Source organism: Halorussus halophilus (assembly GCF_008831545.1).
Lineage (GTDB): Archaea > Halobacteriota > Halobacteria > Halobacteriales > Haladaptataceae > Halorussus > Halorussus halophilus.
In genome coordinates this window covers 709,317-723,677 of record NZ_CP044523.1, presented here as the reverse complement: position 1 = coordinate 723,677, position 14,361 = coordinate 709,317, and the positions used below count along the sequence as shown (strand labels likewise).

Sequence of the window (14,361 nt, the reverse complement as noted above, 5' to 3'; positions counted from 1 at the left end):
TGTAGAGATTCTCAGGTGCCGAGAATCCCAGTATAATCTTATCTCTGAATCCGACGTACTAGTTACATGGCAACTACTTCACGATACTCTGGACGCAGGCCAGCTAGCCAGACCATCCTCGGTGCGCTCGTCGTTCTACTTGGAGTGCTACTCCTGTTGAACACGACCGACCTGTACGACACCGGCTTCCTGCTCGATTATGTCCCGTCGCTGTTCGTCCTCGTGGGCGTCTACGCGCTCCTCGCCAGCGACTTCCGGAACGTCGCGGGACCGCTAGTGATAGTACTGGTCGCGGGTGCGTGGCAACTCGTCGCGCTGGACGTCGTCGCCGCGGGCGACCTCGCACAACTCTGGCCACTGTTAGTCGTCGTCTTCGGCGTCTCTATCCTACTCGGCAGAGTCCGCGCGAAGACCAAGGCAGTCGGTGACGAGTTCGTCTCGGCAGTCGCGCTGTTCGGCGGGAGCGAGAAGCGCGCGACGTCGAAGTCGTTCGCTGGTGCGGACCTCACCGCCCTGTTCGGCGGCGTCGAACTCGACCTCCGCGACGCGGCTATCGAGGGCGGCAGTGGCCCCGCACGAATCAGCGCGACCGCGGCCTTCGGCGGCGTCGAAATCGTCGTCCCCAAAGACTGGAACGTCCAGATGGACGTGCTGCCGCTGTTCGGCGCGGCCGAGGACGAGCGCCCTCGCCGCGAAGAAGAGCACGAGGACGTTGACCTCGTCGTCACCGGGTTCGCCGCCTTCGGTGCCGTGAGCGTGAACGACTGAGTTGCTCGCTTTCAGCGGTGGTCGAACACGCGCTTTACCTTCCCGACTTCTGTCCGCTCTAAGTCGCCGGGTTCGACCACGGAGAGGTCGTCTGGGGACACGTCGAGAATCTCGTCGAGTCGCGCCTCGATGCGGTCGCGTAGCTCCGCGGGACTGTCCTCGAAGTCTTCGTGGTACTCGACCGTTATCTCCATCTGGTCCAGATTGCCTTCACGCCGCAGGTCGATGCGATAGTGGGGCGCGACGGCGTCCAAGTCCAGCATGACCTCTTCGATTTGGCTCGGATACACGTTGACCCCGCGGACGATGAGTAGGTCGTCGGCGCGCCCGGTCACGTTGTCCATCCGAACCGCAGTTCTGCCGCACTCGCACTTCTCGTAGTCGAGGCGGGTCATGTCGCCGGTACGGTATCGCAGGACGGGGAGAGCCTGCTTCGTCAGCGTCGTGAGGACGAGTTCGCCGCGCTCGCCTTCCTCGACAGGTTCGCCAGTCTCGGGGTCCACCACTTCGGGGTAGAAGTGGTCCTCCCAGACGTGAAGACCCTCCTGTGCGTGCTCACACTCGATAGAGACGCCCGGGCCGATGATTTCCGAGAGGCCGTACACGTCCACCGCAGTCACGTCGAGGGCTTCCTCTATCTCCTTGCGCATCGGGTCGGTGAACGGTTCGGCACCGATGACGACCGTCGAGAGCGGGAGGTCGGTCGGGTCGATACCGCGTTCTTCGGCGACTTCCGCGAGATAGAGGCAGTACGACGGCGTGCAGGACAGCACGTCGCTCTCTAAGTCTTGGAGCATGTCGAGTTGCCTGCTGGTGTTGCCTCCGCCGGTCGGGATGACGCAAGCACCGAGTTCTTCGGCGCCATCGTGGAACCCCAGACCGCCGGTGAACAGGCCGTAACCGTAGGCGTTCTGCACCACGTCGTCCGCTCGGATTCCGGCGGCGTACAGCGAGCGCGCCATCACCTCGCGCCAGACGCCGAGGTCGTCCTCGGAGTAGGCGACGATCTTCGGCTTCCCGGTGGTTCCCGAGGAGGCGTGAATCCGCTTGACGTCCGCGTGGTCGACCGCGAACAGGCCGTCGGGGTACTCAGCACGAAAGTCCTCCTTCGTCGTGAACGGGAGTTTCGAGATGTCCTCGACGCTCTCGACGTCGGCGGGCGAGACGCCAGCCTCGTCCAACGCGTCGCGGTAGAACTCGACGTTCTCGTAGGCGTACTCGACGACGTCCGCGAGTCGTTCGTCCTGAAGCGCTCGGAGGTCGTCGCGGGAGGCAGTTTCTACCTCGTTGTAAGGCATGTCGTCTGGTGGTTTGTGAGAGAGTAGCAAAACTGTTTGGCTACTGTCCGGCTACTCGGTCCGAACGCGAGTGAACTCGAAGCGGGCACCACCGTTATCTGCGTCGGCGACCGACGTGTCCCAGCCGTTGGCCTCCGAGAGTTGCCGGACGATAGAGAGGCCGAGTCCGGCACCGCCGTCGCTCGTGGAGTAGCCCGATTCGAAGACACTCGCTTTGTTGTCGTCGTACGTCGAGACGACCAGGTGGGCTGTACAGACGAAGGGACACGAGGCATAACTACCGGAACCAAACCAGTTGACAACGGCAATTATTTCCAGAGCGGCCCCCACAGTCGAGGCATGCGCGACGCCTACCTCGTCGGTGCGGCCCAGACTGACTTCGGGTCGTTCCCCGACGAAAGCTACCGGTCGCTGTTTCGCACCGCCTTCGAGCGGGCGACGGAGTCGGTGCCGAATGGCATCGACGCCGACGACGTGGACGAGGCCGTCGTCGGCACGCTCGGAGTCGGCGGCCGACAACTCGGACTTTCGGGACCTGCCGCGACCGAACACGTCGGCCTGCACGGCATTCCTACGACTCGGGTCGAGAACGCCTGTGCGGCCTCTGGATACGCGGTCAGACAGGCCGTTCAAGCCGTTCGCTCCGGCATGGCCGACGTGGTGTTAGCGGGTGGCGTCGAAATCATGACCGACACGTCGAGCGACGCCACGAAGTACTGGCTCGGCGTTTCGGGCGAGACCGAGTGGGAGCGACTCTCGGGAACCACATTCGCTGGCGTCTACGCCCAGATGGCCGACGCACACATGGCCGAGTACGGTACGACCAGCGAGCAACTCTCCCACGTCGCGGTGAAGAACCACCGCAACGGCGCGAAGAACCCCCACGCTCAGTTGGGCTTCGAATGCTCCTTAGAGGACGCCGAATCAGCCCAGACGGTCGCAGACCCGCTCACGCTGTATCACTGCTGTCCGACTACGGACGGGGCGGCCGCCGCTCTCGTCGTTAGCGAAGACGTCGTCACAGAGTACACCGACGACCCGATTCGAATCGCGGGCGTCGGTGCCGCGAGCGACGCCGTGGGACTCTTCCAGCGCGACAGCTACACCGGCATCGAGTCCTCCCAGCGCGCCGCCGAGACCGCCTACGACCGGGCCGGAATCGAACCGGGGGACCTCGACTTCGCGGAAGTCCACGACTGTTTCTCCATCGCGGAGTTGCTGGCCTACGAAGACTTGGGCTTCTGCGAACCGGGGCAAGCAGGCGAACTCGCCGAATCGGGCGCGACCGCCCTCGACGGCGTGATACCGGTCAACACCTCCGGTGGGCTGAAATCGAAGGGACATCCAATCGGTGCGACCGGCGCGGGACAGGTCGCAGAGGCGTTCAAACAGCTCTCAGGTGAGGCAGGCGACAGACAGGTCGAGGGCGCGACTCGCGGCCTGACTCACAACGTCGGCGGGAGCGGTGGTGCGGCCGTCGTTCACGTATTCGAAAAAGAGCGGGAACAGGAGGTGGCAGAATGACTCTCCCGAAAATCGAAGCCGTCAGCGCGTACGCTCCCCAGTTCCGCATCACCGCCGAGGAGTTCGAGTCTGCGTGGGGGCAGTTCCACGCCCCCGGAGTCGAAGAGAAGGCCGTCGCCGACGCCGACGAAGACGCCGTGACGATGGCCTACGAGGCCGCGAGTCGAGCGCTCGACGCGGCAGGTCGCGACGGCGACGACGTGGCGTTCTTCGCGTTCGCGTCCACGACGCCGCCATTCGCCGAAGAAGACCTGACAGCGCGACTCGGTGGCATGTTAGACGTGCGCGACGACGCGACGCGCCACGTCTTCACCGGTAGCACGCGCGCCGGGACGAGGGCATTGGACGCCGCACTTTCGGCCGGACCGTGGGAAGACGAAAGTTCGGGGGTCGGCCTCGTCGTTGCCAGCGACTGCCCGCGCGGCGAACCGGACAGCGCGGAGGACCACGCCGCAGGTGCAGGTGCGGCCGCGTTCGTCCTCGGAGAGAACGATGGGGCCGAAATCACCCAGCGAGCAGAGTACGCCAACGAGTACCCCGGCACGCGCTTCCGGCAGTCCGGCAGTGAGGCCGTCGAAGGACTTGGCGTCACGAGCTACGACCGGCAAGCGTTCACCGAGACGCTCGGGAACGCAGCCGAACGAATCGAGATTGGAGACGACGAACTCGACGCCGCAGTCGTGCAAGCACCGAACGGCAAACTGCCCTACCGCGCGGCAGGTGCGCTCGGCGTAAGCACAGACGGAATTCAGCGCGGCGTGACAGTTCACGAACTCGGCGATACCGGTGCCGCCAGCGTTCCGCTCGGACTCGCAAAAGCCCTCGCGAGAGGCGACGAGCGCGTCCTCGCGGTCGCCTACGGGAGCGGTGCGGGCGCGGACGCGCTGGTCGTGGAGAGCGCCAGCGTGGAGATTCCCGCTTCGCTCTCACTCGAAGGCGACGACCGGATAAACTACCCCGAGTACCTCCGCAAGCGCGGCGAGGTGACTTCAGGCCCGCCTTCGGGTGGCGGCGCCTACGTCAGCGTCCCCTCGTGGCGGCGAACGTTGGACCAACGCCATCGCTTGATTGCTGGTAAATGTCCTGACTGTGGCGCGCTGAACTTCCCGCCGGAGGGAGCGTGCAACGCCTGCAAGACGCTGGTCGAGTCGTACGACGACGTGCCACTGACTGGCACCGGAACTGTCGAAGCCGCGACGACAATCTCGCAGGGTGGCGCACCGCCGGAGTTCGCCGAGCAACAGGCGCAGTCGGGTGACTTTGGCGTGGCCGTGGTCGCACTGGACGGCCCCGACGGTAGAAGCGTGAGCATCCCCGCACAGGTCGTCGGGCCGAGCGCAGAGTCGGTGGAAATCGGTGATGCTATCGAGACGACGATTCGACGAATCTACACGCAGGAGGGCGTGACGCGGTACGGGTTCAAAATCCGCCCGAAGCGAACGCAGTGAGCAAGGGTGGATTTTGAACGAGACGAGTCGCAGTTCTCCTCCGCCGAACCCCTTCGCACCTAAAGGGTTTTAGCCCCGGAACCGCTAACCAGACACGAAAATGGTGAAGCGGATACTGGCCGGACTACTGCTCATCCCCTTCCTCGACGCCCTGTTCCTCGTCTACGTGGCGACGGAACTGGGGCCAGTGCTGACCGTCGCCCTGGTCGTGCTGACTGCGCTCGTCGGGATGGTGTTCGTCCGAGCAGAGGGCCGACACACGATTCGAAAACTCCAGAAGAACCTCGGGAAAGGAGAGGTCCCGACCGACGAGTTGACCGACGGCGCGCTCCTCATCGCCGCGGGTGCGTTCCTGCTGACACCGGGTCTCGTCACCGACACGGTCGGGTTCCTGCTCGCGTTCCCGCCGTCGCGCATCGTCGTCCGCAAAGCCGTCCAGAAGTGGGTCGTCAAACCCTACGTCGAGAAGAAGACCGGCGGCTTCGCGACGGGGAACGTCTACACCTTCGGCTTCCCGAACCCCGAGGACGCGGCGTCCGGCGCGGGCGCTGGTTCGACAGGCAGTAGCGGGTCGTCCGGTGGTAGTTCTGGCGACACCTACCGGATGGACGACGACTCGTACGACATCGAGTTCGAAGACGACGACGAGCAGGCGTAGTGAGTCTCGACGAGGTACGAAATCGCGCGCAGGAACGCCGGTCTGTCACCTTCTTTCGCAACGTGAAACTCTCTCGAAGTCGCCCCGAAAAGAAACCCTTAAACCTTCGACGGCGCAACGATTAGATGCGCTCACCTGGGCCAATAGCTCAATCAGGTTGAGCGCTCGGCTGATAACCGGGAGGTTCGCGGTTCAAATCCGCGTTGGCCCATCCCAATTCCCGACGGCGCTTGTCGGAGGGAAACGGGGCAAAAATTCCTCCCCAGCCCCTTAACTTTCGGACTCAACTTCTTGCAGAGTGACTACTGTCCTCGTTGTCCCTGATTCGCATCTTTCAGCCACGGGTTGTAGTATCGGAACTGCGAGCATTCGGAGCGGAGGCGGAGTCGTTCGAGCTACCGGACTATGCCAACCCCACTCACAACCCCGCCCTGAAGCCCTATATATGTCTATTAGCAATGAGTTAATAGCGGCCCGCTCAACCTAGAGGAAACTACATTGTCATGAGCGCCCCACAGCTAAAGCGACGCGAGAGCGACGCACGACCGACCTTCGGGGAAGGCGTCGAGCCTCGACACGAGCGCATCGACGTCGAAGAGTGGGAAGAAATCTACGTCGTCGGGGACGTACACGGCTGTCGAGCGGAGTTCGAGCAGTTGCTCGACAGACTCGACTTGCGCGACGACGAACTGGTCGTCCTCGTCGGCGACCTCGTCCGAAAAGGTCCAGACAGCGCGGGTGTCCTCGAACTCGTGAAAGAGCGCGAGAACGTCAAGAGCGTGCTGGGAAACAACGAAGACAAACTCGTTCGCGGCGACAAGGACATCGGTCTCTCCGAGAAGCTATCAGAGTTCGTCCACTCGCTCCCGCTCGTCATCTCGTGGGAGGGTGCGATGGTCGTCCACGGTGGCATCGACCCGAAGCAGGAGTACGCCGACCACGACCCGCAGGAGTTGCTGAACATGCGCGCGCCGTACGCCGAGGGAAGTTCGTACGACGGCCCGTTCTGGTACGACGACTTCCAGGGACCACAACGCGTCTTCTTCGGTCACACGGTCCACGAAGCACCGATGGAGCGCGACCACGCAGTCGCGCTCGACACCGGATGCGTCTACGGCGGCCAGTTGACCGCCTACGACTACTTCGGCGACGACGTTATTACCGTTCCTGCCTTCGAAACGTACCAAGGGCGGAGTGACGACAAGATCGTCGATACCGAGAGCGACCACTCGCCCGCGTTTTAGGCATGGACGGCGAGCAACCAATTTCTGACGACGCACAGATCGACGACCACGCTTCGACTGAAGCTTCGAGCGACGAGCCAACCACTCCAGAGGACCGACTCGACCCCGACGACTCGGTCGCCGACTCGACCGACGACTCGGTCGCCGACCCGGCCGACGAGTCTAGTTCGGTTCTTTCGGACGCCACATCGGACGCCGAGACTCCTGAACCGTCGCCTGAACTTCCGAAAGAGCCGTCCGACTCTCACGACGAAATCGACCTCTTGGACCCGGAGTACTACCTCAACCGGGAACTCAGCGAACTAGAGTTCCAGAAGCGAGTCCTGAACGAAGCACTGGACGAGCGCAACCCCTTACTTGAGCGGGTGAAGTTCCTCGCCATCTTCACGAAGAACTTAGACGAGTTCTTCCGCAAGCGCGTCGGTGGGCTGAAACAGCAGATGGCCGCAGGCGTGACCGAACAGACGCCGGACGGCCGGACACCTCGCGAACAGTGGGACGAAGTGCTGGCGATGGCGCGACCGATGTTCGAGCGCCAGACGGAGTGCTACCACGAGGAGATTCGCCCGGCGCTGGCCGAACACGGCGTCGAGATACTGGACTACGACGACCTCACTGACGGCGAACGCGAGGAGCTTCGAGCGTTTTTCGAGAGTTCTATCCTGCCGACGCTGACGCCGCTGACGTTCGACCCCGCGCATCCGTTTCCGCACATCTCGAACCTGAGCCTCTCGCTCGCGGTGCTGACCCGCGAAGAGGAAGGCGCAGCGCCGAAGTTCTCGCGAGTCAAGGTGCCACAGAACCAACCGCGACTAGTTCCGGTCGGTGACGCCCACGAAGGCGAGGAGAACGACCGGAGTGGCGAGAGTAATCCACTCGAAACCGCTTCCGACCGGTTCGTCGTCCTCGAAGACGTCATCGCAGACAACCTCGACCTGCTGTTCCCGAACGTCGAAATCGTGGATTATTCGACGTTCCGCGTCACCCGGAACGCCGAAGTCGGTCGGAACGAGGAGGTCGCAGAGGACCTCATCGAGATGATAGAGGAGGTCATCGAAGAGCGGCGGTTCGCCACCGTCGTCCGACTCGAAATCGAAGACGATGCGCGGTCGGAGATGCGCGACCTGCTGACGGACAAACTCGACCTGGACGAGCGTGAGGTTTTCGAACGCCGAGGACCCCTCGACTTCCGCGAGTTCATGACCCTTCTCGACCTCGACCGACCGGACCTGAAGTTGGACGACTGGACGCCCAAGCCCCACCCGCGACTGACGAGCGATAGGCCGGACGAGGTGAACATCTTCGACGAGATTCGGTCTGGCGACATCCTCGTCCACCACCCGTACCACTCCTTCACCGGCACGGTCCAGCAGTTCCTCGAAGAAGCCGCCAACGACCCAAATGTCCTCGCCATCAAGGCGGCAATCTACCGTACTGCGAGTGACTCACAGGTCATTCAGACGCTCATCGACGCGGCCCGGAACGGCAAGCAGGTCGCGGTGATGGTCGAACTGAAAGCCCGATTCGACGAGCAGAACAACTTGGAGTGGGCCAAGAAGCTCGAAGCGGAGGGCATCCACGTCGCTTACGGGACGATTGGCTACAAGACCCACACCAAGACGTCGCTGGTCGTGCGCGACGAGTCCGACGTGGCCGATAACGACCCGAACGGCGGAGTCGCACAAGTCGGCCACCACGACGGCGTGCGAATCTACTCGCACGTCGGCACCGGCAACTACCACTCCGAGACCGCCAAGCAGTACGAAGACCTCGGACTGCTCACTGCAGACCGGGACGTGGGCCAAGACCTCGTGAAGTTGTTCAACTACTTCACGGGCCACTCGCTGCACAAGGAGTATCGCAAGCTACTGGTCGCACCGGGCAACATGCGCGAGCGGTTCGTGGAACTCATCCGGAACGAAGCAGAGAATGCCCGTAACGGCGACTCGGCGAAGATAGTCGCCAAGGCGAACCGCCTCGAAGACCCCGAAATCGTCGCGGAACTGTACGAAGCGTCGATGGCAGGCGTAGACGTTGACCTTCTCGTTCGAGACATCTGCCGGCTTCGCCCCGACTTAGAGACGGTGAGCGAGAACGTCTCGGTCTACAGCATCGTCGGTCGGTTCCTCGAACACTCCCGCATCTGGCACTTCGAGAACGACGACCCGGGCTACTACATCGGGTCGGCAGACATGATGACCAGAAACCTCGACAACCGCGTGGAAGCGGTCACGCCTATCGAGGACTCGGGGCTGCAGGACCGACTCGACCACGTCCTCGATACACTGTTCTCCGACAACACGAAGCGCTGGCGGATGAACGCCGACGGTAGCTACGAGCAGTGTCGTCCCGAGGGCAGACCGCGTCTCAGTGCCCAAGAGCAGTTCATGCACGAAGCCGCCGAGAAGGTAAACCAGCAACGAGAGACCGACCCGAGTCGTCGATAAGCGAGCCTTACTCTTCGTCGCCGTCGTTCGATTCGCTGCGACCACTCGCCTCGTCGTCGCTATTTCTCGCTTCGTCGTCGCTACCATTCGCCTCGTCTGTCTCACTCTCGTCTGCCTCGTCACGCGCCCACTGTGGATTCAGTGCCGCGTCTGGCGTCGCTTCCTCCAGATAGATGACGTTGCCGCGACCGAGGCGGACCTTGTTGACGACGCCGTTCTCCTCCATCTCTGAGAGGAGTCGGCTCACCTTGGACTTCGACCAGTCCATCTCTTCGACGATGTCGGCCTGCTTCATCCGGCCGTTGTTCTCGTAGATGAGTTCGTACAGTCTGTCTTCGTCGGTGAGCAGCACTTCGTCGTCCGGGATGGAGGGTGGCGAGCGTGACTGCGTGCTTGCGGCGTCTCCCGGCGTCTGTGTGCTGCTCGTCGGTACGTCGGCTCGGCTACTGGTCGGCATCGAGACCCCACCTTCGCTTCCACTGCCGCCGTGGTCGCTTCCACGGCCACCGTGGTCACCTTGGCCGTCTCGTTCGTCGTATCGCCACAGCAGGACGACGCTGACACCGCCGAGGACGATGAAGCCAGCGATGATGAACTCGCTTCGAATCGGGACGGACAACGCCGGTGGTTCGGTCTGATTTCTCGGTTGCGTCCGGTTGCTCGTTCGCTCTCCGAGGGTGGTCTCGGTCGCCGTCGCCGTTCCGTTCGCGTTCGTCCCGTTCTTGATTTCGGCCCCGTCGGGGATGCCGTCTCCGTCGGTGTCTCGGTCTTTCGGGTCCGTCCCGTAGACTTTGACTTCGCGACCGTCGGAGTAGCCGTCCTTGTCGATGTCGGGGTTCGTGATGTTCAGGTCGTGTTCGACCTCGTAGGCGTTCGTCAGACCGTCGCGGTCCTCGTCACCGTCTTTTCGGACGACCTCGTAATCGAGGGTGCGCGTGTCGAGCGGTTCGTCCTGGTCCGAGAACGACTTCGAGAGTTCGACGGTCACGGTCCGGTTGTTGAGTTTCCGGTTCTTTGCATCTATCGTGACGCTCTCGACGGACCCGTTTTCGGCCCTCGATACGGTTTGGCAGTCGATTTCGCGTCGATTTTCGTCGGACGCTTGCTCGTCACTCGAAGCCGTGTAGAGACAGACTGAGTAGTGGGCGTCTGACTGCTTCGCGGTGAAGTTGACCGTGATCGAGTGCGTTTCGGACTGCCAGACGTAGGCGGTTCCGTTGACAGTCTTGATTATCGAGTCGCCGGTTCGATTCGTCTCCGTAATCCAACGTTCCTCGGTAGCGGTTCCGCTTGCCGTCGCACCGACTATCGGGAGCCAGCAGACGGACAAGACGAGACACGCTGCTAGTAGTAACTCTGCGAAATGCTGTCGGGCCAGTTTCGTACTCCGTTTCTTCATTTTCTTCTTCTATGTCCGCGTGGAGTTGATGAGTGCGTGTTCCGTCGAGTTCGTTGCGAAGAGGGCGGGTCAGTGGAGGTTCGGCAAGCAACGGACTCGACGACCACCAGTCCACGCGATTGTGGAACTTGTCTGTTCACCCCCCTTTCGGAGCGTACTGGAACACTGTGAGGACGACGAGAGCGAGACTCAGGACGACGCCGAGTGCGCGGCTGTAAACGGAGCCGAACTGGAAGAGGTTCAGCCAGAACGTCGTGAACGCGCCCGCACCGAACAGCGTCGTGCCTTGTCGCCAGTTGAACCAACGACCGTCGGACGCGTCGGCGTCGTCGTCGTTCCGCTGGTCGGAGTCGGCGTATATCTCTTCTAAGTAGGCGTCGAACTCTTCGGCCAGTGGCGTCCGCTCGACGATGCCACGGCTCTGATTGTAGTCGATGACGCCCGCTTGGTCGAGTTTCGGGAGATGCGTTTGATACAACCCGATGTATACGCGCTGGCGCTGGTTCGAGTGCAGTTCGGGGACCGTCGTGTCGTACTCCCAGGCGGCGACTTGTTCGGCCATGTCGCTCATCTCGACTGGACCGTCGTGTTGTTTCAGGTACCATAGCGCGTCGCGGCGGCGCTGCGTTTGGAGGAGGTGAAACGTTTGGTCTGTCGAGAGGTCAGCAGGAGTATCGCTCTCACCGTTCGTGCGTCGTTCGCTCGGGGAGGGGGTCGCTTCGGCGCTCATTGGTCAACTGGAGACTGACACTGGGAGCATATAAAACAAGAAGGCAATACTGTTCATTTCTACTGAGTTTCATTCCGTTCACGTCTTGCGATTAAACGGTTTAAACGGAGTTGAATTACAGATGCCCTATAAGTTATAAGTGTTCGCCCAATCGACGGACTGCGACGGGGTGACGTGCGAGCGAATGACGGACGTCAGACGGTGATTATGCACCCGTTAGATTCTGCAATCCGGGGCACGAACGCGTCGCTTCGGTCTTTCTTCTCGTACTTTCTACGAAACCACACATATAATGAATCTGGAGAACTCCGGTAATTTTCGGCTGAGCGACGAAAATTCGTGCTGTCACTCGCTCAGTTCTCGCACCGTCCACGAGATGCCGATTCCGGCCGCCAGTAAGACGACGAGGTTGAACGCCGCCCGGAACACCGGCCGATACCTGCCGTCGATGAACTGGTCGATGACCGCGTTGACGCTCTGATAGAAGCCGAACAGCGCGACGACGGCGACGAGGCCTAACACCACGAGCGCGCCCCGGAATAAGTAGGTTCGGGCGTCAGAGTCGCTATTCTGTGGTGGTTCAGACGGACGTCTGCGCCTGCGAGTTCGGTCTTGTCTGTCGGTACTGTTCGCCGCGTCGTCTGCGTTTGCTTCTGTCATGGATTCCTCCGTGCTAACAACAGCGCGCCGAGTAGTGCGAGCGCGGTCACGACCACGCCGAAACCGGGCGTGCTTCCAGACCCACCATCGCCTGCCAGCGTCGTGGCTTCACCGCCACTGTTCGATTTGCCCGAATCCGTCTCGAAGTCGCTCACCTCGATGCCGACCTCGCGAACCGACTCGTTGGCTTGCAGTGTTTCGGTCGGGTCGAGGTTGGCGACGCTTCGAACGGTGCCGACGACGACGCCGTCTTTCCAAAGCACCGCGTCGAGGTAGTAGTTGTACTCGCTCGGCACCGCCAGTTCGACGCTGGGCGTTCCAGTTCGCCCCGGTTCGAGCGTCGCGACCGAGACGGCCGCTCTATCGGCGACGATGTTCGAGTCGGCCTGCCGAGCGGTGAACACGACTCGCAGGTCGCCGGACGCGTCGTCGCCCTCGTTCGTGAGGTACGTCGAGACGTTCAGCGTCGTGCGGTTGGCCTCGGCGTCCGAGACAGTATACTCGACCGGCGGGAGACCGCCGCCGTTCTGCCAGTGGAAGCGAACGCTCGTGCGAGCGTAGGCGGGCTGGAGACTGCCGACGCCTCGCACCTCCTTGCTCCCTTCGGCTATTCGTTCGCCGTCTCTGAACACGACTGTCTCGATGCGGTAACCACCGGCGCGCTCGACCGAGAGGTTCTGCACGACGGAGACCTCACGATTGTCCGAAATCGAAGCGACCGACTGCTCGGTCGTCGTTTCGACCAGTCCGGAGTCGAGGTGGACGGCCCGGACGAAGACCGTGACATTCTCTGTCTGGCCGCCCCAGTGTCTGAGTCGGGTATCGACGGTCAACGTCGCCGTGCCACCGGAGACTGTGCCGGGTGCGATGGTCATCTCTTGGATGTCGAGCGACCCCTCCCGGACGTCGTCGTCCGGGGAGGCAATCGCGCCGGGGACCACCGCGGCGGCGAGCGACGAGACCGCGACGACGAGCACGATAGCACCTGCCAGCAACGTCTCGCGGTTCATGTCACTCCCGATACGGGAATTCGGCAAATGCTTTGTGGTCCGTCCGCTCGGACAGAAGTACCGTCAGTGGCGACGTAGAGGGTTGTTACTTGTTCGGACCAGACTCGACTCGCTCGGAGGTGTCGTCACGGCCCGCCAGACTCTCGCCCCGCTCGACGTGCTGTCCCCAGAACCCCGGATGTTTTACTACCGCTACGTCGCCCAGCACCTCCGTCTGGCAGGAGAGTCGAAGTCCCGAATCTACGTCGTGTGGTGGGAACGAGAGTCGCCGTCGCTCGGCGTCGTTCATCGCGCTCACGTCGCCGTGGACTTCGACAGCACAGGTGCCACAGGTCGCGTGACCTTTGCAGTTGAGGTACTTCGCACTCCCGTTGTGCGGCGACAGGTCGGCGTCGAGCAATACGTCCCGAAGCACGTCGCCCTCTTCGCACTCGATTTCCGTGCCGCGAAAACGAACGGTCGGCATAGCTCTGGGTAGGGGCCGGAGCATGTTAATCTTTCACACTAAATTTCCTCGGTCGGATGCTGGAACGTCTGGAACTCGATGGTCCTGCCGTCGGGGTCCTCGGCGAAGAACTGGTAGATTTCGTAGCGCTCGTTCTCGTGCGGTTCCTCGTGGGCGCGTTCTCGGAGTCGTTCGTACATCGAATCGACGCCCGACTCGTCTGGGTGGACGAAGGTGACGATGCCTTCGGTGTCCGCTTCGTCGCGCTCGCAGAAGCCCAACAACTGGTTGTCGTACTTCAGAATCGTGCAGTCTGGCTGTTCGAGCCAGATAGTTGCGCCGACACGCTGGTAGAACTCCTCGATGCGGTCGAGATTCGTGGTGCCGAAGAAGGTAATCGCACTCATGGAATCGTCGTCTCGTGCCACCGTGAAAACAGTTCCCTGCGACCGGGCGAAAACGCCCCACAACGGAGCGGTATAGATAGATATATTGCACAATTAGCACCGTTTTTTATCCTCCCGACGAACACACGAAACGTGGCGTGCCGAGACCGATTCGGTCACGAAGCCCTCGAATCACCACGTCGTTCGGAACCTGTCATCCGCCGACACACGCCACGTGCGAGTTGCGTTGGAAGCTAGCCACTATCGACAGAAGCCAGCCACTGACATCACTTGACAACCGGACACTCCACCTGTCTCCGGTTTTCCACCTCGACCCAAAAATG

Annotated in this window: 14 protein-coding genes and 1 tRNA gene; 7 read left to right on the top strand and 8 right to left on the bottom strand. The window is 62.0% G+C overall.

What is annotated here, in order from left to right:
* Positions 1 to 66: 66 nt before the first annotated feature.
* Positions 67 to 768 (top strand): LiaF transmembrane domain-containing protein, encoded by a 702-nt coding sequence (locus F7R90_RS03555; RefSeq protein ID WP_158055903.1) that lies wholly within the window; start codon positions 67 to 69, stop codon positions 766 to 768.
* A gap of 11 nt (positions 769 to 779) precedes the next feature.
* Here F7R90_RS03555 and paaK read toward each other — a convergent pair whose 3' ends face one another.
* On the bottom strand, positions 780 to 2,066 hold the full coding sequence (gene paaK, locus F7R90_RS03550; RefSeq protein ID WP_158055902.1) for a phenylacetate--CoA ligase PaaK: 1,287 nt from the start codon (positions 2,064 to 2,066) through the stop codon (positions 780 to 782).
* A gap of 51 nt (positions 2,067 to 2,117) precedes the next feature.
* Entirely contained in the window at positions 2,118 to 2,396 is a 279-nt protein-coding gene (locus F7R90_RS03545; protein ID WP_192498386.1) for a sensor histidine kinase, read from the bottom strand.
* Positions 2,397 to 2,405: 9 nt separating this feature from the next.
* Here F7R90_RS03545 and F7R90_RS03540 point away from each other — a divergent pair, with 9 nt between their 5' ends.
* The 6 genes from F7R90_RS03540 to ppk1 all read left to right on the top strand — a co-directional run bounded on the left by F7R90_RS03540 (position 2,406) and on the right by ppk1 (position 9,387).
* On the top strand, positions 2,406 to 3,590 hold the full coding sequence (locus F7R90_RS03540; RefSeq protein ID WP_158055901.1) for a thiolase domain-containing protein: 1,185 nt from the start codon (positions 2,406 to 2,408) through the stop codon (positions 3,588 to 3,590).
* Positions 3,587 to 5,038 (top strand): zinc ribbon domain-containing protein, encoded by a 1,452-nt coding sequence (locus F7R90_RS03535; RefSeq protein WP_158055900.1) that lies wholly within the window; start codon positions 3,587 to 3,589, stop codon positions 5,036 to 5,038. The genes F7R90_RS03540 and F7R90_RS03535 overlap by 4 nt, the downstream gene beginning before the upstream one ends.
* 100 nt (positions 5,039 to 5,138) lie before the next feature.
* Positions 5,139 to 5,696, top strand: coding sequence for an FxsA family protein (locus tag F7R90_RS03530; protein WP_158055899.1), 558 nt, complete (start codon positions 5,139 to 5,141; stop codon positions 5,694 to 5,696).
* 137 nt (positions 5,697 to 5,833) lie between these two features.
* Positions 5,834 to 5,907, top strand: a tRNA-Ile gene (locus F7R90_RS03525).
* Positions 5,908 to 6,199: 292 nt separating this feature from the next.
* Positions 6,200 to 6,940 (top strand): metallophosphoesterase, encoded by a 741-nt coding sequence (locus F7R90_RS03520; RefSeq protein ID WP_158055898.1) that lies wholly within the window; start codon positions 6,200 to 6,202, stop codon positions 6,938 to 6,940.
* A 2-nt stretch (positions 6,941 to 6,942) separates the two neighbouring features.
* Positions 6,943 to 9,387 carry a polyphosphate kinase 1 gene (ppk1, locus tag F7R90_RS03515; RefSeq protein WP_158055897.1) on the top strand — a complete coding sequence of 815 codons (2,445 nt, stop codon included), beginning with the start codon at positions 6,943 to 6,945 and terminating at the stop codon, positions 9,385 to 9,387.
* 7 nt (positions 9,388 to 9,394) lie between these two features.
* Here the strand turns inward: ppk1 and F7R90_RS03510 are convergent, their stop codons facing one another.
* The 6 genes from F7R90_RS03510 to F7R90_RS03485 form a co-directional block, all read right to left on the bottom strand.
* Positions 9,395 to 10,786 carry a helix-turn-helix transcriptional regulator gene (locus tag F7R90_RS03510; RefSeq protein ID WP_158055896.1) on the bottom strand — a complete coding sequence of 464 codons (1,392 nt, stop codon included), beginning with the start codon at positions 10,784 to 10,786 and terminating at the stop codon, positions 9,395 to 9,397.
* 136 nt (positions 10,787 to 10,922) lie between these two features.
* The gene (locus F7R90_RS22005) at positions 10,923 to 11,516 is read right to left on the bottom strand and encodes a DUF7344 domain-containing protein (protein WP_192498385.1); all 594 of its coding nucleotides are present in this window, start codon (positions 11,514 to 11,516) and stop codon (positions 10,923 to 10,925) included.
* 345 nt (positions 11,517 to 11,861) lie between these two features.
* Positions 11,862 to 12,176 (bottom strand): hypothetical protein, encoded by a 315-nt coding sequence (locus F7R90_RS03500; RefSeq protein WP_158055895.1) that lies wholly within the window; start codon positions 12,174 to 12,176, stop codon positions 11,862 to 11,864.
* Positions 12,173 to 13,186 (bottom strand): DUF7490 domain-containing protein, encoded by a 1,014-nt coding sequence (locus tag F7R90_RS03495; protein WP_158055894.1) that lies wholly within the window; start codon positions 13,184 to 13,186, stop codon positions 12,173 to 12,175. Before F7R90_RS03495 ends, F7R90_RS03500 begins: the two co-directional genes overlap by 4 nt.
* A gap of 85 nt (positions 13,187 to 13,271) precedes the next feature.
* Positions 13,272 to 13,652, bottom strand: coding sequence for a 2Fe-2S iron-sulfur cluster-binding protein (locus F7R90_RS03490; RefSeq protein ID WP_158055893.1), 381 nt, complete (start codon positions 13,650 to 13,652; stop codon positions 13,272 to 13,274).
* A 38-nt stretch (positions 13,653 to 13,690) separates the two neighbouring features.
* On the bottom strand, positions 13,691 to 14,038 hold the full coding sequence (locus tag F7R90_RS03485) for a VOC family protein (RefSeq protein WP_158055892.1): 348 nt from the start codon (positions 14,036 to 14,038) through the stop codon (positions 13,691 to 13,693).
* Between the last annotated feature and the right edge of the window lie 323 nt (positions 14,039 to 14,361).

Excerpts from the sequence above, each read along its gene's own strand:
- F7R90_RS03555 (WP_158055903.1), top strand. The coding sequence starts at position 67 with ATGGCAACTACTTCACGATACTCTGGACGCAGGCCAGCTAGCCAGACC.
- paaK (WP_158055902.1), bottom strand. The coding sequence starts at position 2,066 with ATGCCTTACAACGAGGTAGAAACTGCCTCCCGCGACGACCTCCGAGCG.
- F7R90_RS03540 (WP_158055901.1), top strand. The coding sequence starts at position 2,406 with ATGCGCGACGCCTACCTCGTCGGTGCGGCCCAGACTGACTTCGGGTCG.
- F7R90_RS03535 (WP_158055900.1), top strand. The coding sequence starts at position 3,587 with ATGACTCTCCCGAAAATCGAAGCCGTCAGCGCGTACGCTCCCCAGTTC.
- F7R90_RS03530 (WP_158055899.1), top strand. The coding sequence starts at position 5,139 with ATGGTGAAGCGGATACTGGCCGGACTACTGCTCATCCCCTTCCTCGAC.
- F7R90_RS03520 (WP_158055898.1), top strand. The coding sequence starts at position 6,200 with ATGAGCGCCCCACAGCTAAAGCGACGCGAGAGCGACGCACGACCGACC.
- ppk1 (WP_158055897.1), top strand. The coding sequence starts at position 6,943 with ATGGACGGCGAGCAACCAATTTCTGACGACGCACAGATCGACGACCAC.
- F7R90_RS03510 (WP_158055896.1), bottom strand. The coding sequence starts at position 10,786 with ATGAAGAAACGGAGTACGAAACTGGCCCGACAGCATTTCGCAGAGTTA.
- F7R90_RS22005 (WP_192498385.1), bottom strand. The coding sequence starts at position 11,516 with ATGAGCGCCGAAGCGACCCCCTCCCCGAGCGAACGACGCACGAACGGT.
- F7R90_RS03500 (WP_158055895.1), bottom strand. The coding sequence starts at position 12,176 with ATGACAGAAGCAAACGCAGACGACGCGGCGAACAGTACCGACAGACAA.
- F7R90_RS03495 (WP_158055894.1), bottom strand. The coding sequence starts at position 13,186 with ATGAACCGCGAGACGTTGCTGGCAGGTGCTATCGTGCTCGTCGTCGCG.
- F7R90_RS03490 (WP_158055893.1), bottom strand. The coding sequence starts at position 13,652 with ATGCCGACCGTTCGTTTTCGCGGCACGGAAATCGAGTGCGAAGAGGGC.
- F7R90_RS03485 (WP_158055892.1), bottom strand. The coding sequence starts at position 14,038 with ATGAGTGCGATTACCTTCTTCGGCACCACGAATCTCGACCGCATCGAG.